Source organism: uncultured Pseudoxanthomonas sp., from assembly GCF_947498795.1.
Lineage (GTDB): Bacteria > Pseudomonadota > Gammaproteobacteria > Xanthomonadales > Xanthomonadaceae > Pseudoxanthomonas_A.
In genome coordinates, this window is sequence record NZ_CANMLQ010000001.1 from 545174 (window position 1) to 564964 (window position 19791).

17 protein-coding genes and 2 pseudogenes are annotated in these 19791 nt (G+C 69.6%); 9 read left to right on the forward strand and 10 right to left on the reverse strand.

Annotated elements, in window-relative coordinates; all coding sequences use genetic code 11:
- Positions 1-8: 8 nt before the first annotated feature.
- On the reverse strand, positions 9-548 hold the full coding sequence (locus Q0907_RS02595; protein WP_299341205.1) for a PH domain-containing protein: 540 nt from the start codon (positions 546-548) through the stop codon (positions 9-11).
- A 206-nt stretch (positions 549-754) separates the two neighbouring features.
- Between Q0907_RS02595 and Q0907_RS02600 the strand changes: the two genes are divergently transcribed.
- Positions 755-2005 carry a putative DNA modification/repair radical SAM protein gene (locus tag Q0907_RS02600; RefSeq protein WP_299341208.1) on the forward strand — a complete coding sequence of 417 codons (1251 nt, stop codon included), beginning with the start codon at positions 755-757 and terminating at the stop codon, positions 2003-2005.
- Positions 2006-2013: 8 nt separating this feature from the next.
- Positions 2014-2835 (forward strand): annotated as a pseudogene (locus Q0907_RS02605) (TIGR03915 family putative DNA repair protein); the annotation flags it as partial.
- A gap of 6 nt (positions 2836-2841) precedes the next feature.
- Here the strand turns inward: Q0907_RS02605 and Q0907_RS02610 are convergent.
- Complete coding sequence (locus Q0907_RS02610) at positions 2842-3243, reverse strand: GFA family protein (RefSeq protein WP_299341211.1); 402 nt, start codon at positions 3241-3243, stop codon at positions 2842-2844.
- A 348-nt stretch (positions 3244-3591) separates the two neighbouring features.
- On the opposite strand from Q0907_RS02610, the gene Q0907_RS02615 reads away from it, so the two are divergent.
- Positions 3592-5154, forward strand: a complete 1563-nt coding sequence (locus tag Q0907_RS02615; protein ID WP_299341213.1) for a M20/M25/M40 family metallo-hydrolase — start codon at positions 3592-3594, stop codon at positions 5152-5154.
- Positions 5155-5188: 34 nt separating this feature from the next.
- Here the strand turns inward: Q0907_RS02615 and Q0907_RS02620 are convergent, their stop codons facing one another.
- The 3 genes and pseudogenes from Q0907_RS02620 to Q0907_RS02630 all read right to left on the reverse strand — a co-directional run bounded on the left by Q0907_RS02620 (position 5189) and on the right by Q0907_RS02630 (position 7172).
- Positions 5189-5578: a DUF1428 domain-containing protein gene (locus Q0907_RS02620; RefSeq protein WP_299342603.1), complete on the reverse strand. Its 390-nt coding sequence runs from the start codon at positions 5576-5578 to the stop codon at positions 5189-5191.
- Positions 5573-5926: pseudogene (locus tag Q0907_RS02625) on the reverse strand (DUF1428 domain-containing protein); the annotation flags it as partial. The gene Q0907_RS02620 and the pseudogene Q0907_RS02625, both read right to left, overlap by 6 nt.
- A 142-nt stretch (positions 5927-6068) precedes the next feature.
- Positions 6069-7172 carry a DUF1615 domain-containing protein gene (locus Q0907_RS02630; protein WP_296279113.1) on the reverse strand — a complete coding sequence of 368 codons (1104 nt, stop codon included), beginning with the start codon at positions 7170-7172 and terminating at the stop codon, positions 6069-6071.
- A 97-nt stretch (positions 7173-7269) separates the two neighbouring features.
- Here Q0907_RS02630 and Q0907_RS02635 point away from each other — a divergent pair, with 97 nt between their 5' ends.
- The gene (locus Q0907_RS02635; protein ID WP_299341216.1) at positions 7270-7665 is read left to right on the forward strand and encodes a hypothetical protein; all 396 of its coding nucleotides are present in this window, start codon (positions 7270-7272) and stop codon (positions 7663-7665) included.
- Positions 7666-7913: 248 nt separating this feature from the next.
- Here Q0907_RS02635 and Q0907_RS02640 read toward each other — a convergent pair whose 3' ends face one another.
- A complete protein-coding gene (locus tag Q0907_RS02640) occupies positions 7914-8423 on the reverse strand; it encodes a hypothetical protein (RefSeq protein WP_299341219.1) in 510 nt (169 codons plus the stop codon).
- 195 nt (positions 8424-8618) lie between these two features.
- On the opposite strand from Q0907_RS02640, the gene Q0907_RS02645 reads away from it, so the two are divergent.
- On the forward strand, positions 8619-10022 hold the full coding sequence (locus tag Q0907_RS02645) for a DUF1800 domain-containing protein (protein WP_299341222.1): 1404 nt from the start codon (positions 8619-8621) through the stop codon (positions 10020-10022).
- A gap of 2 nt (positions 10023-10024) precedes the next feature.
- Positions 10025-11155, forward strand: a complete 1131-nt coding sequence (locus Q0907_RS02650; RefSeq protein ID WP_299341224.1) for a DUF1501 domain-containing protein — start codon at positions 10025-10027, stop codon at positions 11153-11155.
- Between the two features lie 2 nt (positions 11156-11157).
- Here the strand turns inward: Q0907_RS02650 and Q0907_RS02655 are convergent, their stop codons facing one another.
- Positions 11158-14361: a bifunctional diguanylate cyclase/phosphodiesterase gene (locus tag Q0907_RS02655; protein WP_299341226.1), complete on the reverse strand. Its 3204-nt coding sequence runs from the start codon at positions 14359-14361 to the stop codon at positions 11158-11160.
- A 271-nt stretch (positions 14362-14632) separates the two neighbouring features.
- Between Q0907_RS02655 and Q0907_RS02660 the strand changes: the two genes are divergently transcribed.
- Together Q0907_RS02660 and Q0907_RS02665 are read left to right on the forward strand one after the other, a co-directional pair.
- Positions 14633-15022 carry an MAPEG family protein gene (locus tag Q0907_RS02660; RefSeq protein ID WP_299341229.1) on the forward strand — a complete coding sequence of 130 codons (390 nt, stop codon included), beginning with the start codon at positions 14633-14635 and terminating at the stop codon, positions 15020-15022.
- 113 nt (positions 15023-15135) lie between these two features.
- Positions 15136-16263, forward strand: a complete 1128-nt coding sequence (locus Q0907_RS02665; protein ID WP_296279120.1) for a hypothetical protein — start codon at positions 15136-15138, stop codon at positions 16261-16263.
- On the opposite strand, the gene Q0907_RS02670 is transcribed toward Q0907_RS02665, so the two are convergent.
- Genes Q0907_RS02670 through Q0907_RS02680 form a run of 3 tightly spaced genes read right to left on the reverse strand, consistent with a single transcriptional unit; the run spans position 16260 to position 17675 of the window.
- The gene (locus Q0907_RS02670; protein ID WP_296279121.1) at positions 16260-16481 is read right to left on the reverse strand and encodes an RNA-binding S4 domain-containing protein; all 222 of its coding nucleotides are present in this window, start codon (positions 16479-16481) and stop codon (positions 16260-16262) included. The genes Q0907_RS02665 and Q0907_RS02670 overlap by 4 nt on opposite strands.
- Before the next feature lie 26 nt (positions 16482-16507).
- Entirely contained in the window at positions 16508-17152 is a 645-nt protein-coding gene (locus Q0907_RS02675) for a hypothetical protein (RefSeq protein WP_299341232.1), read from the reverse strand.
- A 25-nt stretch (positions 17153-17177) separates the two neighbouring features.
- Complete coding sequence (locus tag Q0907_RS02680) at positions 17178-17675, reverse strand: sigma-70 family RNA polymerase sigma factor (protein ID WP_296279123.1); 498 nt, start codon at positions 17673-17675, stop codon at positions 17178-17180.
- A gap of 189 nt (positions 17676-17864) precedes the next feature.
- On the opposite strand from Q0907_RS02680, the gene Q0907_RS02685 reads away from it, so the two are divergent.
- Positions 17865-19763 (forward strand): DEAD/DEAH box helicase, encoded by a 1899-nt coding sequence (locus Q0907_RS02685; RefSeq protein WP_299341235.1) that lies wholly within the window; start codon positions 17865-17867, stop codon positions 19761-19763.
- The last annotated feature ends 28 nt before the right edge of the window (positions 19764-19791 follow it).

Sequence of the window (19791 nt, forward strand, 5' to 3'; positions counted from 1 at the left end):
GGCGTGGCTCAGGACGAGGCGCGTTGCTGCCGCAGCAGCCCGGCGATCTCGTCGACGCGTTCGCGGATCGCGTCCAGCGTGTCCTGCGACGAGGACTCCGCAGGCGCGGCCGGCGCGGGATGCAGGCGCAGCCGCTCGCGGCGGGCGAGGATCTCGTCGCGCAGCGCGTGGGCGTCGACGATGCCGACCAGCTGCATCGCGTGCGCCTGCCCCGGGCTCTGGCCGGCGGTTTCAACGCGCAGGATGCTCAGGTGGTACAGGCGCAGGATCGGGCCCTCGATGAACGTCACGTCCTGGATGTTCTCCAGCGGGATCGTCTTCTCGACGCGGAAGAGAATGCCCTTGCGGAACTGCAGCGTGCGGTCGTCGACGGTGCATCCGAGCCGCGCGAAGTAATGGCGCGCCCACCATTGGCCGGGCCCCGGCAGCCACAGCAGGATCAGCGGTGCGCCGACCACGCTGATCAGCAGGTACCACGCCACCATCGCGACCAGGTAGGCGCGGATCAACGGATTGAAAGAGGCTTCCAGCGGGGGCGAGGCATGCATGGACGACAGGGTCGGCTCCGGATGACGGCGCGCATTCTGGCACGGCGCGCGCAGGCCGGCATGCGGATGCGGCCGGTCGACCGGCCCCTGATTGCGGACGGCGGGTCGCCGGCGCTGCCCTCGTCGTGCGATGGATCGCGTCGGCATCGTGGGGCGTGTCCCGTGCCGTCTCACGTCCTGCACGCCGACCCGGCTACGATTCGCCCATGCAGTTGAAAGACAAGCTCGCGATCCTCGCCGATGCGGCCAAGTACGACGCATCGTGCGCGTCCAGTGGCGCCGGCAAGCGGCATTCGCTGGGCAAGGGCGGCATCGGCAGCACCGAAGGCATGGGCATCTGCCACTCGTATACGCCGGACGGGCGTTGTGTCTCGCTGCTGAAGATCCTGCTGACCAACTTCTGCATCTACGACTGCGCCTACTGCGTCAACCGCGTGTCCAGCAACGTGCCGCGGGCGCGATTCGCCACCGCGGAGGTGGTCCGGCTGACACTGGAGTTCTACAAGCGCAACTACATCGAGGGCCTGTTCCTTTCCAGCGGCATCATCCGCAACGGCGACTACACGATGGAGCAGATGGTGGAAGTCGCCCGCAGCCTGCGCGAGGACCACCGCTTCGCCGGCTACATCCACCTGAAGACCATTCCCGAAGCGTCGCCGGAACTGCTGGCCGCCGCCGGGCGTTACGCCGACCGCCTTAGCATCAATGTCGAGCTGCCGACCGAGGCCGGCCTGAAGCAGCTCGCGCCGCAGAAAGAGGCGCAGGGCATCCGCGATGCGATGGGCGAACTGCACTGGCGCATCCAGGCCGCGAAGCCCAGCAGGCAGGAAGCGCAGCCGAAGCGGAAACGTCCGCCGAAATTCGCCCCTGCGGGGCAGAGCACGCAGATGATCGTGGGCGCCGACGCGGCGGACGACCGCGCCATCCTGGTCAGCAGCGATGCCCTGTACCGCCAGTTCCGCATGCGCCGCGTGTACTACTCCGCCTTCAGCCCCATCCCGGATGCGTCCACGCAGCTGCCGCTGCGTGCGCCGCCGCTGTTGCGCGAACACCGGCTCTACCAGGCCGACTGGCTGCTGCGGTTCTATGGATTCGACGTCAAGGAGATCGTCGATGGCAGTGGATCGCAGGACGGCATGCTCGACCTGGACATCGATCCCAAGCTGGCGTGGGCGCTGCGGCATCCGGACCGCTTCCCCGTCGACCTGAACACCGCGCCACGCGAGATGCTGCTGCGCGTGCCGGGGCTGGGCGCGCGCAACGTGCAGCGCATCATCGATTCGCGGCAGCAGGGCAGGCTGCGCGTGGCCGATCTTGCCCGCCTGCGCGCGCCATTGCAGAAGGTCCTGCCGTTCATCGTGCTGCTGGACCACCACCCGCGGCAACGCCTGGACGATCCCGTCCGGCTGCGGCGCGAACTGGCTCCGGCGCCACGCCAGGCCGATCTGTTCGGCTGACGCGCGCGATGTTCCGCGCCACGGTGACACCTGCCTGGGATCTCGACGCGTGGCGCGTGCAGGCACGCCACGCATGGGAAGCCGCGCTGCCTCCGGAGGACGTGGAGTGGCAGGCCGATGCGCAGGGCGAATTGCTGGCGGCCACCCCAGTGGCGGATCAGCCCGGCCGTCGGAAGGGCCTGTCGGTGCCTGCCGACTTCATGGCATTCGCAGCCTCGGTGCTCTGCCATCGCGATGCCGGCCGGCATGCGCTGCTGTACCGCTTGCTGTGGCGCATCGGCAACGGCGAGCGGGCGCTGCTCGACCGCGCCACCGATGCCGACGTGCATCGCGCGATGCGGTGGGCGCAGGCGGTGCGTCGCGACACGCACAAGATGAAGGCCTTCGTCCGCTTCCGGCAGGTGGACGGCGAAGACAATGCCTACATCGCGTGGTTCGAGCCCGACCACTTCATCGTCGACCGCGTCGCCCCGTTCTTCATGCGCCGCTTCGCCGGCATGCGGTGGGCCATCCTCACGCCCTACCGCAGCGTGCAGTGGGATGGCTCGCAGCTGTGGGCGGGCGAGGGCGCGCAACGCAGCGACGCGCCGGCCGACGATGCCGAGGACACGCTGTGGCGTACGTACTACGCCAACATCTTCAATCCCGCCCGGCTCAACACGCGGATGATGCGGCAGGAAATGCCGCAGAAGTACTGGAAGCACCTGCCGGAGGCGCACCTGCTGCCCGACCTGGTGCGCGAGGCCGGCCGGCGCGTGCGCGAGATGGACGAACGTGAAGCGCAGGCGCCGCGCCGTCGGATTCCGGCCCGCGTGCGCCCGCCTCGGGACTAGGCATCACGGCTGGCGCGGGAACGACTGCCAGGATGGGTCGAGCGTTGCCCACGCCGGCGCCGAATCGGTCCAGATGACCGTGTCGGGCGTGATGCCGGCGGGCTCGTCGAGCGTGCCGACGCGGATCACCATGCGTTCGGCATTTGCCGTGGCCTCGCTGAACACCTGCGTGCCACAGGCCGGGCAGAACGAGCGACGCATCGCATTGCCGCTGTCCGCCACGCTGTTCCAGCCACGCAGTTCGCCCTGCACGGTGACCGCGGCGCGCGGCACGATCAGGTTCACCGCTGCGTTGCCGCAGGCCCAGTACTGGCAGTCGCGGCACCAGCACAACCGCACGGCGATCGGTTCCGCATCCAGCACGTAGCGCACGGCGCCGCAGCGGCATCCACCTGTCCGGACCATCGTCCACCTCCCTCGGGGAGCAACAAGGTAGCGTCCCGCGTGCGTGAGCGGAAGCCGCACTCCGGTGAGGACGGTGCCAAGCGGCGCTGTGCGAGCCGACGCACGCGGACGACGGTACCCTGCCGACCGTCTGCGGACGGATGGCCTCCCGTGCACCGCCCTTGTCCGGTCGATACGCGTTGCGGCAATCCCGTTGCGAAGGCGGGCCCTTGCATGAAGCATGGCGGGCGTAGTCCGGCGTGGTTCCGCTCGCGAGGCGCCTCAGGTCACTAACCGCGCCACGGCGTCGCGACGCGCGCGACCCGGCTTGTGTAAGGTCCATGCATGGGAAACCCTACAGGAGTCGTGATGTCCGGCATGCCTTCGCTTTCGATCGGTCTCGTCCTGGCGTTGTCCTGCGCGATGCCGCCTGCCGCCGCCGCGGATTCTCCGCGCCCTGCCTACGCCTGGGCCACCACCGAGGTGTTCGACGTTTCGCGCGTGCCGGCCTACGAAGGGCGCCATGATGCCGTCCATGCGCGCATCGATGCGGACCTGGCGGCGCATGTCGCGCACCTGCAGCGATGGGTGAGGCAGCGATCCATCAGCGCACAGGACGATGGCATCGATGCGATGGCGAGCCTGGTCGCCGACGATCTGCGCGCGCTGGGCTTCAGTGAAGTGCGACGTGTCGAGACACCCGGGCATCCGGGCGTGCTGGGCTACTACGATGCCGGTGCCGAAAAGACGCTTGTCGTCTACATGATGTACGACGTGCAGCCGGTCGAGGACAACTGGCAGATCGACGATCCCTTTGCCGGCTCGCTGGTCGAGAACGAGCACGGCACGGTGCTGATGGCACGCGGTGCCACCAACCAGAAGGGGCCGCAACGCGCGTTCCTGAATGCGTTGGACGCCATGATCAAGACGACGGGCACGCTGCCGGTGAACCTGTACGTGGTTGCCGAAGGCGAGGAAGAGCTGGGTTCGCCGAACTTCGGCAAGGTCATCGAGCCGTGGGTGGATCGCCTGCGCAAGGCCGACGGGGCGTTCTTCCCGATGAACATCCAGCGCCCCGATGGCTCCGTGTCGCTGAACCTGGGCGTCAAGGGCATCGTGTATTTCGAGCTGGAATCGAAGGGCGGCGCGTGGGGCGGACCGGCGCGGTCGGAAGTGCATGGTTCGGTGAAATCCCTCGTGGATTCGCCCACGCTGCGGCTGGTGCAGGCCATCGCGTCCATGACCACGCCGGACGGCAACACCATCACCATCCCCGGTTACTACGCGCCCGTGACGCCGCCGGCCCTGGAGCAGCAGCGCCTGATCAACGCGCTGGCGACCGGTGCCGACGACGCCGCGCAGCAACGCAGCCTGGGCGTCTCGCGCTGGATCGATGGACTGACCGGACGCGATGCGATCGTGCGCAACCTGTTCGAGCCGACGCTCAATGTGGACGGCCTGTGGAGCGGTTACACCGGTACGGGCATCAAGACGATCCTGCCGCATGTCGCCACCGCCAAGATGGATTCGCGATTGCCGCCCGGCCTGGAGCCGGACGACGCGTACCGGATGATCCGTGCACACCTGGACGCCCAGGGCTTCAGCGACATCGCGCTGCGCCCGATGTCCGGCTATCCCGCCGCCTCGACGTCGGTCGAGGCGCCGCTCGTGCGATCCATGCTGGGCGTACTGAACAAGTACGGCGCCACGACGCGTGTCTCGCCCTGGCTCGCGGGCAGCGCGCCGTTCCACCAGTTCACGCGCACGCTGGACCTGCCTTTCGTGTTCGGTGGGCTGGGCTACGGCACCGGTGCGCACGGGCCGAACGAATTCATGCTGATCCACCCGGCCGCCGGCGTGAAGGCGGCAGGACTGGCCGACATCGAGAAGTCCTACGTCGACATCCTGCACGCCCTGGCGGAGACGCGCTGAGCCCGCGTGCCGGCCGTCCCGCGGCCCCGCTTGCCTAGGCGCGCAGTTCCACGATGGGCGTGAAGCCGCCGAAGACCATCCGCTGGCCGTCGAACGGCATCGGCGGATTGTCCTTGTTGGAGGGATCCATGCGCGGGTCTTCCATCATCTTCTGCATGCCGGCGTCGCGGGTCGCCTTGTCGGGCCATTCGATCCACGAGAACGCCACCGTTTCGCCATCCTTCGCCTGCACCGCACGATGGAAATCCGTCTGCTTGCCGTGCGGCACGTCGTCACCCCAGCCTTCGACGATGCGGCTGGCGCCGTACCCCATGAAGATCGTGTCGAACGTGGTCGCATACTCGGTAAAGGCCGCCTTGCCCGTCGTCGGGGCGGCCAGGATGAAGCCGTCGACGTAGGACGACGGCGCACCGTCGTCGCCCAGCACCAGCGTGGGTACGAAACCCCCATAGATCAGGCGCTTGCCATCGAACGGCATGGGGTTGTTCTCCGGCGACATGCGCGGGTCGTCCATCATCTTCTTCATGCCGGCATCGCGCGTGGCCTTGTCCGGCCATTCGATCCAGGAGAACACCACGGTCTCGTCTTCCGTCGCCTGCACGGCCTTGCGGAAGTCGGTGACCTTGCCGTCGGGCACGTCGTCGCCCCAGCATTCGACCACGCGGGTGGCGCCCTGTTCGATGAAGACGGGATCGCCGAGGGTGGCGTGGTCGACGAACTTCTGCTTGTTGGCGGTCGGCACGGCGGCCACGAAACCATCGAGGTACGGCATGGAATCCTCCGGGGGATGCGGCACCGGGATGGTGCCTTCCTGAGAGCGACGAACGGGCCAGGGCGCTTTCGACACGGCCGGCGATCACCGGGGAATCGTGGCGTGGTCGCGACGACGTGGAGGCCTGCGCCCGCCACGCCATTCAGCGCTGCAGGCACCGGCGGTAGCGTTCGTCCACGCGCGTGGCGAACCAGGCGGTGGTGAGTTCGCGCGTGATCTTCGGGCTCTCGAGCCTGATGCCGGGGATGACGGCGCGCGGCAGCGGCTTGCCCGCGCGCGCTTCGGCCAGTGCGTAGACGCGGGCGTACAGGTCGGTGTCGCCGAAGTCGAGGCGCGTGCCGCGCTCCAGTGCCTCGCGGATGGCGCGCTCGTCCATGCGCAATGCGCCCGACAGCTGGCGCACCGCGCGCTCCGTCTGGCCGGGCCTGTCCAGTGGAGCGCCCGGATTCAGCAGATCGCCATCGAGCGACAGCGCGACTCCCGTCGCGATGCCGACGGCGCTCTGGAAGGCGGCATTGCGGCTGGCGTACCAGCCGGCGTTGTAGTCGGCGAAGCGATGCACCTTGCGCGTGTAGGGCGTGTCGTAACCCAGCAGGTGGGCGATGCCGAAATACAGCCCGCCACGTCGCGTGAAGACCTCATCGCGGATGCTGCCGTCGATCGGATAGGGGTAGCCGGCGGCCTTGGATTCGGCGAACGGAATGCCCACCTGCATCGGTCCCCCGGTCTGCACCGGGTTGTAGTCGGAGAACAGCCGCGCCCCCAGTGGCACGCTGCCGATCATGTCCTCGTAGAGGTCGCTGAGGTCGCGTTCGGTACGCACGGTGCGCAACCGCTCGGCATAGGTGCGGCCATCGGGCGAACGCAGCGCCAGCGCCGCGTCCACGACGAACCCGGGGACGTGCAACGACGCCGCGCGGCGATCTATCTCGCTGCGCGCGATCTTCGGCAGGTTCGCCACCGCGGGATTGGCCACATAGCCGGATTCCTGCTCGGTGACGGCGAGCACGGCGCAGATGTTTTCGCTGTTGGGCTCGATCCGTTGCGTCGCGAATGCGGTTTCGATGTCGGCCGCCCAGCGCTCGCGGTCGACGACCTTCGACGGCATCCGGCGCACGATCTCGCTGCGTGTGTCGGCGGCGGGACGTGTCGGCACCGGTGGCGCGGTCACGCAGCCGGCAAGCGCCAGCAAGCAGAGCAGTACCAGCGGGCGGGAGAGGGAGCGGCACGGCGAGCGCGGGATCATGCGCGCAGCATACGGAGCATGACGCGCCGATGCACGACGGCGGGCGACATGGCAGGGCGCGAAGGAAAATCGCCTCGGCTCCCCTGGTGCCGTCGTCATGGGAACAGCGCTCGAAAACCCCTCCTGGTCCTCACCGGATTCGATCCATCGCGATATTGTCCTTCGCGAGGGTGAGGTTGCCCGCTATCCCGCCGACCATGCTCCGGTTATCGGCGTCGCGTCCGCCCGCGCATCCTTGCGGCCGGCGCTCTACGCACGTGTGGAGCGCCACGATGCCGTCTACCTGCCCGGCATCGCGTCGCCCCCACCTGCGGGATGGATGCCGAGATTTCGGTCTTCTGCACGCATCCGGACTTCACGGGGCGCGGCTATGCGCGGCACACAAACGTTCCTGCGCGTCAGCCGGGACAACCCGCGCGCAATGGATCTGTCCCAACGCGTGGGTTATCGCGTGCGGTGCGACATCGGGTTCTGGTCATTGCGCCGCGGCTGACGGAATGCCTTGCGCGGCGTATGAGCCGGCCCGGCGCGCCGTCAGGGAAACAGTGCGCCGCCCAGCATCGCCAGCGTCATGCCCAGGCCGAGGAAGGCCAGGCGTTGCAGCAGGGGCAGGGGAGCAGTAGCGCGGTGCATGGGACCATCCAACCGTGTTCGACGCGAACGCGCCGTGAAACCCCTGTCCTCCTGTAACGCCGTCCGACGAGCGGGCAGGCCATGCCGCCCGACGGACGGTCGGGTGCGTCAGGCCGGGGCGCGCTGCAACCCGTCGCCACGCGCCTTGCGCAACGCCCGCACCTGCAGGGCCATGCCCGCGAGGAATACCAGCAGCGTGGCGCCCACCAGTTTCTGCAGCAACGGATCCTGCGGACCGGAGACCAGCGGTGCGCCCACCGGAACGCGCGTCAGCGTTTCGGTGAAGCCCGGGATGAAGTGGAAGTACACCGTCAACGTGAAGGCCAACGAAGCGGCCACGTGCCGCCACGAGCCCGAAGCCGCGCCCCGCCCGAGCAGCACGGCTGCGCCGAGCACGACCAGCGTCAGCACGGTCAGGCCATGGGCTTCGCTCAGCTTGCCCGTGCGCATCAGGAAGAAGCTGGTGATGCAGGTGGCCACGGTGAACCAGGTGTAGGTCTTGCCGAGCGGCGTGGCGTAGCGGATGTGGTGGTAACGCAGCAGGGCGTAAAGCCCGCCGAAGAGGGAAACCAGGCTGATCGCAGTGTGGAACCAGCCGAAAGGCGTGATGCCGAGCATGGGGAACCCCTTGGTGTGCGCGGAGGGCGCAGGGCACGCTAGCACGCCACCCGCGGCACGGCCGGCGCCGTCCGTCGTCGCTTGCATGCGCTCGCGGGTCGTGCACCGTCCGGGTGCATGCGACGCATCGCCGCTGTGCTGTCAACGCAAGCGCGCGCCAGGCGTTTCCGTCATGCCACCGGATGGGAGCACTGCATGATCGCGCGAGAAGCCTTGAGCGCCGCCAACCGCTTCGGACTGGGTGCACGCCCCGGGACGTTGAGTCGCATGGGCGATCCGCGCGCGTGGCTGCACGCGCAGCTCGCGTCGCCCGTGAGGCCGGTCGACAGCGGCTTGCCGTCGAGCACGGAGTATCTGCAACAGGAATACGACTACCTGCGGCTGCGTCGCGAGGCGCGCAGGACCTCCTCGCAGGAGAACGCGGCGATGGGCTTCCGTGAGCGCTTCGCCCAGGGCCAGCTGCGCGAACTGGGATGGCGCTATCGCCAGGCGGTCGCGACGGAACAGGATTTCGTGGAGCGGCTGGTGCGTTTCTGGTCGAACCACTTCGCCGTCTCCGCGGACAAGCGCACGGCGGCGCTCCATGCCGCGCCGATGGAGCGCGAAGCCATCCGTCCGCACGCGTTGGGCGATTTCGCCGACCTGCTGCTGGCGGTCGAGCGGCACCCCGCCATGCTGCGCTACCTCGACAACGTGCGCTCGGTGGGCGAGGGGTCGCGGCAGGCGCAACGGCAACGTCGGCGCACGGAGGGCACAGGCGACGCGTCGCCGCGGCGGGCCGGCCTGAACGAGAACCTGGCGCGCGAGATCCTGGAATTGCACACGGTGGGCGTCGATGGCGGTTACTCGCAGGACGACGTGCGCGAACTCGCGCGCGCCATCACCGGCTGGAGCATCGCCGCGCCGCGCGATGCCGGCGCGACGACGTCGGACGCCTTCCGCTTCCGCGCCAACGCGCACGAGGCCGGTGCGCGCGTGGTGCTGGGGCGCCGCTATCCGGCGGACGGCGAGGCCCAGGGGCGCGCCATCCTGCGCGACCTGGCGTCGCATCCGTCGACCGCGCGCCACGTGTGCGGCAAGCTGGCACGTCATTTCGTCAGCGACACGCCGCCGCCTGCACTCGTCGAGCGCATGTTCGTGGCGTGGCAGCGGCACGGCGGCGCGTTGCGTCCCGTGTACGCGGCCCTGATCGACAGCGCGGACGCCTGGTCGCCCGACGCGCGCAAGCTGAAGACGCCCGATGATTTCCTGGTATCGGCCTTGCGCAGCACCGACACGCAGCCGGGTGATAGGCCGCGTGCCCTGATGGGGCTGCTGGGCCGTCTGGGGCAGCCTGCGTTCACGCCGCGCTCGCCCGCCGGCTTTGCCGACGATGCGGCGGCATGGTCCGGTGCGGACGCGGTCTGGAAGCGTATCCAGGCGGCCCAGTCGCTCGCCGAATCCGCCACGCCCGTCGATCCCGACCCCTTGCGTATCGCCACGGACGTGTTCGGTGACCGGCTCGATGCGGACACGGCACTGGCCGTGCGCCGCGCCGAGTCGCCGCGCGAAGGATTGGCGTTGTTGTTCGCCAGTCCCAGCTTCCAGTGGAGGACCTGACCGTGACGCTGACCCGACGCCATTTCCTCGCCGCCGCCGGTGCGGTCACCACGCTGAGCCTGTGGCCGCGCGTCGCGCAGGCAGCGGACCGCGACACGCGCCTACTGGTGGTGTTGCTGCGGGGCGGACTGGATGGCCTGCATGCGGTGATTCCCGCCGCGGATCCGCACCTCGCGTCATTGCGGGGTGCGTGGACGATGAAGGACGCACGACGGCTGGATGCCGACTTCGCGCTGCATCCGGCGATGGACTTCACCCATGCGCTCTACGCGCGCGGCGAGTGGCTGCCGGTCGTCGCGGTGGCACCGCCCTATCGCCAGCGGTCGCATTTCGAAGCGCAGGACAATCTCGAGAACGGCGGCGGTGCGGGTGGCGGCGCCTCCACCGGCTGGCTCAACCGCTGCGTGGCGGCGATGCCCGCCTGCCGGGGGCTGTCGGTCAGTACGGTCATGCCGCTGATCCTGCGCGGCGACGCCGACGCCTCCACGTGGTCGCCGCCGCTGCAGGAAGACGTCAATCCCATCCTGCTGCAGCGCCTGCAGGCGCTGTACGCCGCCGACCCGCGACTCGCGCAGCCGTTCGCACAGGCGGTGGAAGCGCAGGGCATGTCGTCGGGCGGCAACGTGGCGCGCCTGCCGCAGGCCATGGCGGCCGCGGCGCGATTCATGGTGACGCCGGACGGCCCGCGCATCGGTTTCGTCGAGAACACGGGCTGGGACACGCATGCGCAGCAGGTGCCGGTGCTTGCACGCAAGCTGGCCGAACTCGACCAGGGGCTGCGGGCCTTCCATGACGGCATGGCCGGCGCATGGTCGCGTACCGTCGTGATGGTGGTCACCGAGTTCGGCCGCACCGCGGCGGTCAACGGCACGGGTGGCACCGACCATGGCACCGGCACCGTCGCGATGCTGGCCGGCGGCGCCGTGGCGGGCGGACGCGTGGCGGGCGACTGGCCCGGCCTGGCGCCGTCGCAACTCAACGAGGGACGCGACGTGCGGGCGACCACCGACCTGCGCAGTGTGTTCAAGGGCGTGGTCGGCGACCATCTGGGCGTGGCGCGCAGTGCACTCGATGCGCGCGTGTTCCCCGACAGCGCGGAGGTGCCGGCGATGGCGGGCCTGCTGCGCGGCTGAGATCAGGACGCGACGTGGCGGAGTTCGCCGCGCGCCAGTGCGGTGGCCTCGTCGACTTCCATCGGCCGGCCGAAGAAATAGCCCTGCATCTCATCGCAGCCCATCTGCTGCAAGGCCTGCATCTGTTCCGCGGTTTCCACGCCTTCGGCGATCGTGCGCAGGCCCATCTCGTGCGCCAGCACGAGGAGCGTGCGCGCGATGGCGCGGTCGGTACTCTCGGTGGCGATGCCATCGACGAAGCTGCGGTCGATCTTGATGATGTCCAGCGGCAGGCGCTGCAGGTAGGCCATGCTCGAGTAGCCGGTGCCGAAATCGTCCAGCGCCAACCGCACGCCGAGCGCGTGCAGCGCCTGCAACATCTGCTGTGCCGCACCCATGTCCTCGACCAGCACGCTTTCGGTGAGCTCCAGCGTCAAGGCATCGGCGGGCAGGGCGTGCCGGCGCAGGCAGTCGGCGATCCACGGCGCCAGCGTGGGCTGCCCCAGCTGGCTGGGCGACAGGTTGACCGCGACGCTCAACGAGCGCAGGCCCATCGCGCGCCAGCGCGCCAGCTGCTGGCAGGCCTGTTCGAGCACGAAATGGCCGATGTCCTCCATCAGTCCCGCGCTTTCGGCCAACGGAATGAAGACCGACGGCGGCACGTCTCCCCACGCAGGGTGGCGCCAGCGCGCCAGCGCCTCGAAGCCGGTCAGCTGCGAGGAATCGCCGGCCACCACTGGCTGGTAGGCGAGCCGCAACTGGCCGCGGGCCACGGCTTCGCGCAGGGCGGTGACGCGGCTAAGGCGGTCGTTGGCTTCCTGTTGGGTGCTGGCCGACGGCAGGCGCACCTGGTTGCGGCCCGCGCGCTTGGCCAGGTGGCGCGCATCGTCGGCGCTGCGCAACAGCGTCTGCAGGTCGGCGCCGTGCTCGGGCGCGTGCGCCAGGCCGATGCTGGCGGTCACGGTGAAGGAAGGGTGCGTGGAGTACAGCGCGATCGGCTGGCCCACCGCACGACGGATGTCTTCCGCCAGCCGCGTGAGCTGGTCGATGTCGATGTCGGGAAAGTGCGCGAGGAATCCTTCACCGCCGTAGCGGTGCACGCTGCCCAGGCCGTCGCAGGCGGCCGAGATGCGCTGACCCATGCGCCGCAGCACCTCGTCGCCACCGTCGTGGCCGAACGAATCGTTGACCATGCCGAACCCGTCCAGGTCGACGATCGCCAGGCCGTGGCCGGCGAGCGAAGGCGTGGCGATCTTCTCGGTGATCAGGTTGGCCTGCGCGGAGAAGCGGGGCAGCCCGGTCGCGCTGTCCATCGCGGCCGCGTCGTTGAGGCGGCGTTGCGCATCGAGGCGGCGTTCGGTTTCCAGCAGCAGCGAGCGCGCGGTTTCGGCGGCCTCCGACGAACGCCGTCGCGAGATGTCGAGCAGGAACAGCACGAACGCGATCAGCAATCCGCTGCTGAGGCCGCCCACGACCAGCGACCGCGGCAGCGTGAACGAGGTGAGCGCGGGCGGCGCCCACAACTCGAGTCGCACCTCGTGGCCGGGCAGGGCCACGTGCTCGATCGAGAGCGGCGCGCCCTGCGGCCGGCCCTGTTCCAGCGTGGGCATGCCGGCCGCGGTGGCCCGCACGGGACGGTCGGACAGCACGGCCTTGGCGAGCGTCTTCACGAAATCGTCGAGCGAGATGTAGGCCTGCGTGCGCCGGCCGGGCGTGTCGACCGTCATCCACCAACCGCCTTCCACCGGCAGCAGGTGGCCTTCATCCGCCACGGGTGCGGGCGGCGACGGGGCGACCGGCGCGTCGAAGCCCGGCCGCACCCAGCGGAATTCCTGTCCGTCGCCCACGCTACGCACCACGCGGAATGCGACGTAGGCCTCCACCATGTCGTCGACGTACTGGTCGAAGAGCGGTCCGGCCTTGTCGGGTGACGCGGCAGCCAGCGACGCGGACAGCTGGCGCAGGGCACCGCGACGCAGTTCCATGCCGCGCAGGAAGGTCGGTGCGGCGATCGCGGTCTGCGTCTTCATCACGTTGCGCGTCATCGCATCGCGGTCGGCGGACGCCGCCACCCAGTACATGCCGCCGAGCATCAGCGCGGCCGCCATCGGCATCACGCCGAACAGGCGTTCCCGCAGCGAATTCTCCCCGGCCACCGCCAGCGCCAGCCCCAGTGCCACCAACTGGGCCGAGGCGGTGAACGAGATCTGGTAAAGCGACAGACCCTCGCGATGGTGGGGCAGCTGGATCAGCAGGCCCAGTGTGGCCATGCCGGCCACCGACGCCATCGCGATACCCAGGCCGCGGGTGATGCCCCAGCGCGCGCTTTCCCACCGCTGCAACGACTGCGGCAGCAGGGCGACCGCCACCCAGGCCGTCAGCACGCCGTAGTCGGTATAACCGCCGATCATCGGCATGTCCGCGCGCGGCAGCCATCCCAGCCGGTGGAGCAGCGCGTTCGCGGGCGTCGTCACGCCGCCCAGCGTCTGCAGCAACGTCAGCACCAGCGGTACCGTGACCAGGCCGAGCACGACCCAGGCCGCAGGATCTCGGTCGCGCTGGCGCAGCAGCAACGCCAGCGCCACCAGCGCGACGCACAGGGTCGAGAGCGGACGCATGGGCGGGAAGTCCACGCCCATCTTGCCGACCAGGCTGCCGGGCACATGCCAGCCGACCAGCGCGAGCAGCGCGAACGCGAGCACGAACGCCACCAGCTCCGTACTGGTGTCGAGACGGCGACCGGCGTGCAGCGACGGCGTGTACACCAGCAGGAACATCGCCAGCGACGACAGCGAGAGCGACCAGCTGATCTCGGCCGTCGCACCACCCGGCTGGAACGCGCCCAGCAGCGGCTGCACCGCGAGCAGCAGCAGTGCGGCGGCGAGAACCCGCATCACGAATTCCGGCCAGAAGCCGCGCCATGTCCGGGTCCACGCGATGGCGGTTGCCGCGGCCAGCACCAGACAGGTGCCGAGCGAATGGAACTGCCACAGGTGGAGGACGAGCAGCAGCGACAACAGACTCGCGACCGCCAGCCGCACGGGGCGCTGCGCATTGCGCCAGGTCGCGATGGCCACCAGCACGCCCACGACCGGCACGCTGTCGTCGAGCAGATGGCCGTTGCCGGCGTCGACGAGCGTGAAGCCGGCGGCCAGCACCCAGGCGAGCGCAGCCGCAAAGCGCTGCGCCCACTGCACGGGCCGCCGAAGGTCCTGGTGTATCGCCAATGCTGTCCCCTGCGGAGCCGACACCCCGTCGCGATGTGATACCCAAATCACCGGCGCGCCGCAAGCACGGCCACGTCGTTCAGAGACTTGCAGCCGGATCGGGTCGCGCTGCCCGGAGAAATGCGTGTACTACGCCGCGGGGCACCGCGGCGGAGGGCGGACGCGCGCCGCCTGCCCCAGGCACCGCGCGCGACCCGGGTCGACCGGCCCCGCGGAGGCGACGGCATGCACATGCGCTAGAGTCCGCGGATGTTCCCCACGGAGTGTCCGCATGCCGATCGAACTGAAGATGCTGGCCTGGTCCGTCGCGCTGGGCGTGTTCCATGTGCTGCTGGGTGCCGGACTCACCACACGCCAGCGCGGGCTGGCCTGGAATGTCGGCGCGCGCGACGCCGCCCTGCCGCCGCTGCAGGGTGTCGCGGCCCGGGTGGACCGCGCGCTGCGCAACTTCCTGGAAACCTTCCCGTTCTTCGCGGCTGCCGCGCTTGCGGTGGTCTGGCTGGATCGCGGCGACGCCACCACCGCGCTGGGCGCGCAGTGCTACTTCTGGGCGCGGCTCGCTTACGTGCCGGTGTATGCGGCGGGCGTGCCCTATCTGCGCACGCTGATCTGGGCGGTCTCGCTGTGGGGGCTGCTGCAGTTGCTGTGGGCGCTGCTCTGACGCCGCGCCCGCGGGATTCATGGAGCGGTCGGCAGGTACGCCGGGTTTCACCCTAGACTAGCCTGACCCACCCAGCCGGGCCCCACGCCCGGCGTCACGCCGTGATCGACCGGATGCTGTCCCGCACTTCCCGACTCTTCGTTGTCCTGCTGCTGACTGCAAGCCTGCTCGTCGCCTGCGACCGTGCCGCCTCGGACCTCGCGCCCGATGCCATGGCCGAAGCGCCGCCGCCGGCACCCGATACGCCGGCGCAGCAGGCCGAGCGCGGCGACGGGGCCGTTTCGTCCGGTCCGGTTGTCGCTTCGCCGTCCGGGCAGCCGGAAGGGCTGCCGACCGACTGGCCGGTCGCCAAGGTGAGCTCGGGCAAGGCCTGGGTGAGCTGCCAGGCCGACTACACCACCGAGCAGGGCGATGGTGTTCCGCTGGAGTCGCTGGCCTTCTTCAGCGTGGTCGATGCACTGTCGCCCTGCCAGAAGGGCGGCGTGTTGCGGCTGCGCTACCAGGGCAAGATCGCGGCCGATTTCACCGATCTTGTCGCGCGCGTGGCCGACATCGCCGGGCGCATGGGCATCTACAAGCGCATCCTCGATCTCGACTCGGCCGGCGGACAGGTCGAGGACGCCATCAAGGCCGGCGACGTGATCGGCGCCGGGGGCTGGACCATCTGGGTGCGCGAGGATTCGGTCTGCCATAGCGCGTGCGTCTTCGTGCTGGGCGCCGGTGATAACCGGATGATCTCCGGCAAGGTGGGCGTCCACCGCATCATCCGCATGAGCTCCACCGCCACCACGCGCGCCGAACTCAACGACGAGCTGCGTGGCGTGTACGGGCGGGTCAAGGACTACCTCGAGCGCAACGGCGCGGCGGTCGCCATCGCCGACCTGATGATGACGGTGCCCAACCGCCGCCTGCGCCTGCTGAGCAAGGACGAACTGCAGGAATACGGTCTGGACGGCACCAATGCCGCGCAGGACGACCTGGACCGCCTGCAGCTGATGCGCCGGTGCGGCGACGACTTCGTGATGCGCCGCGACGCCTTCATGCGCAGTTTCGACAGCGAGTGCAAGGCGGCCGGCAAGGACCTGGACCAGATGCAGGCGTGCGGACTCGCGCTGCGCGAGCAGTTCCAGTTCCCTGATGCCAAGTGCCCGGCGGACAGCCCGCTGTCGGAGTTCGATCGCGTCGCCGACCTTGACGTCGAAGCGATCGAAGCGGCCGATACGCCCGGTACCGCGCCCTAGCCGGACGCGACCACCCGGATTTCGACATCGCCGATCCGCACGGACTGGCCGGCGCGGATCTTGGCGGTCTTGCGCAGTTCCACCGCGCCATCCACGGTCACCGCGCCGCTGGCGACGATCGCCTTGCCCTGGCCGCCGCTGTCGGCGATGCCGGCCAGTTTCAGCAGCTGGTTGAGTTCCACGTGCTCGCGGTCCAGGTCGAAGTCGATGCGTTGCATGGGGGCAGTGTAAGCCAGCCAGCGGCTCATTCTTTCTCGAACCGGGCGATCTGCTCGAGCAGCGTGCGGCCCCGGCGGACGCCCACGCTTTCCTCCCATGTGGGGTCCGTCGACGGGCGGCGGTGGCGCTGCCAGTAAATGGCCGCGACCGTACCGAGGAAGCCGGCCATGCTGATCGAGAAACTCCATGCGATCCATGCCGGCGTGCCGGCGCCCGGATCGACCCTTCCCAGCCCGGCCAGCCCGACCACGACCAGCAGCCACATGATCCACCACGGCGCGCCGCAGACCATCGCGTTGAGCCGGTAGAAGCGCTGCAGCAGGCCGAATCGCTTCTGGATCTTCAGCACCGGCGCGGTGTAGTCCATCGTGCCGATCAGGCTCATGGTGATGAACGCCATGACCATGGTGACCACACCGAACGCGTGCAGCGCGATGCCGGTCGCGAGCAGGCCCAGTACCTCCGTGTTGCGGCTCCAGCAGGCCACCCCCAGCACCAGCAGGCCGACGCCGAGCAGCGCCTGCAGGCCCTGCGCCCAGAACAGCGGGCGCACCGTGGACCGCACGCTGTCCAGCTTGCGGTCGCGCAGCAGGTGCCACTGGATGGCTTCCTGGCGTTCCAGGCGTTGACCCAGCGTCTGCCAGGCGGCTTTCAGTTCATCCGGTTCCATGCGTCGGCTCCCGTCGCGGTGATGGTCAGAGTTCGTCGCGCAGCCGCTGCTTCAGCCGGCTGATCTTGGTGGCGACATTGGTTTCGCTCAGGCCCAGCACGTCGGCCATCTCGCGGTAGCTGTGGTCTTCGAGGTAGAGCAGCAGCAATGCCCGGTCGAGCGGCGGCTGCGCCTGGATGAAGCGGTACAGCAGGTCGACCTGCTGGCGTCCCTCGTGGTCGTGCGCATGCGGATCGGCCACATCGTGGTGGTCTTCGTTCCATGCCTCGGACGACGGGGCGCGCGTCCGGCTCCGCACGCCGGAAATCGCCACGTTCAGCGCGATCCGGTACATCCAGGTGGCGAATGGGCGTTGCGGGTCATAGCCGGGCCAGGCGCGCCACAGCTGCGTCGCGATGTCCTGCATCAGTTCGTCGCGGTCGTCCGGATGCCAGGCGTACGTGCCGGCGACCTTCGCGACGATGCCCCGATGGGCCTGCAGCAGGGTCTGGAAGCCCTCGCGGGCGTCCGTGTCCGTGGTCATGGCGGGGATCGATGGCATCCGGGCGAGGGCTCGATTGTGCGGGTCTGCAAAGTGATTCGCCGCTGCGGCGGAAACATCACAGCCCCCGTGCACGTGAACGCGCCCACGTGCTGCAACGCGACAGGACGCCCCCGAAGGCGCACAATATGCGGCTCGGCGTGCGGCTCCGCGACGCCCCGGAGTGTCCGCATGTCTACCGAATCCCCCTCGTCCGCCCCCCTCCTGTTCGCCGACCTCGGCCTGCCTGCGCCCGTCATGGCCGCCGTCACCGCCGTGGGCTACGAGACCCCGTCTCCCATCCAGGCCGCGACCATCCCGGCCATGCTGGCCGGCCGGGACGTGCTGGGCACCGCACAGACCGGCACCGGCAAGACCGCCGCGTTCGCGCTGCCCGTGCTGGCCAACATCAACCCCAGCGCAGGCAGCCCGCAGGCGCTGGTGCTGGCGCCCACGCGCGAACTGGCCATCCAGGTGGCCGAGGCGTTCCAGAAGTACGCCGGCAAGATTCCCGGCTTCCACGTGCTGCCGATCTACGGCGGCCAGAGCTACTACCCGCAGCTGCAGGCGCTCAAGCGCGGCGTGCACGTCGTGGTCGGTACCCCTGGCCGCGTCATCGACCACCTGGAGCGCGGCTCGCTGGACCTCTCCGGGCTGACCACGCTGGTGCTGGACGAGGCCGACGAAATGCTGCGCATGGGCTTCATCGACGACGTCGAGACCGTGCTGAAGAAAACGCCGGAAACGCGCCAGGTGGCGCTGTTCTCCGCGACCATGCCGCCGGCCATCCGCCGCATCGCGCAGACCTACCTGAAGGATCCGGTCGAGGTGAACATCGCCTCGAAGACGACCACGTCCGCGAACATCCGCCAGCGTTACTGGTGGGTCAGCGGCATGCACAAGCTGGATGCGCTGACCCGCATCCTCGAAGTGGAACCGTTCGACGGCATGATCGTGTTCGCCCGAACCAAGGCGGCGACCGAGGAACTGGCCGACAAGCTGCAGGCGCGCGGGCTGGCGGCGGCGGCGATCAACGGCGACATGCAGCAGGCGGCGCGCGAGAAGACCATCCAGCAGCTCAAGGACGGCAAGCTCGACATCCTGGTCGCCACCGACGTGGCCGCGCGCGGCCTGGACGTGGAGCGGATCAGCCACGTGCTGAACTACGACATCCCGTACGACACCGAAAGCTACGTACACCGCATCGGCCGCACCGGCCGTGCCGGTCGTGCCGGCGACGCCATCCTGTTCGTGACGCCGCGCGAGAAAGGCATGTTGCGGTCGATCGAGCGCGCGACCCGCCAGCCGATCGAGGAAATGCAGCTGCCGAGCGTGGAAGCGGTCAACGACCGCCGCGTGGAAAAGTTCCTCGCGCGCATCACCGATACGCTGGCCTCGGGCAAGGCGGGCGAGTTCCGCGCACTGATCGAACGCTACGAGCGCGAGCAGAACGTGCCGGCCGTGGACATCGCCGCCGCGCTGGCGCAACTCGTGCAGGGCGACACGCCGCTGTTGCTGTCGCAGGAGCGCACGCCGCGCGAGCAGCGCCCGGTGCGCAGCGAAACCTACGGCAATGCGCCACGGCGCGAACGCGACGAGCGGCCTCGTCGCGACGAGAGCCATGGCGAGCGTCCGGTGCGCAGTACCGACAAGCCCGAGCGGTCGAAGATCGAACGGCCCGACGTCGACCGCCCGCGCGCCGACAAACCGCCGCGCGGCGCGCCGGAGGTGGGGATGGAGACCTATCGCATCGAGGTGGGCCACGCGCACGGCGTGAAGCCGGCCAACATCGTCGGCGCCATCGCAAACGAGGCGGGGCTGGAGAGCCGCTACATCGGCCGGATCGACATCCAGCACGACCACACCACGCTGGACCTGCCCGAAGGCATGCCGCGCGAGGTGCTGATGCACCTGAAGAAGGTCTGGGTGGCGGGGCAGCAGCTCCGCATCCACAAGCCCGGCGAGGGCGCCGGTCCGGGTTCCGCGCCGCCGCGCAAGTTCGGCGGGCCGGGTGCCGGCAAGGGCAAGCCGCGGGGCGACAAGCCGTTCGGCGCCGGCAAGCCGCACCGCAAGGGTCCGCCGCGCGAGTGACGCCGGCCGCCGGCGCGCGGGCGCCGGC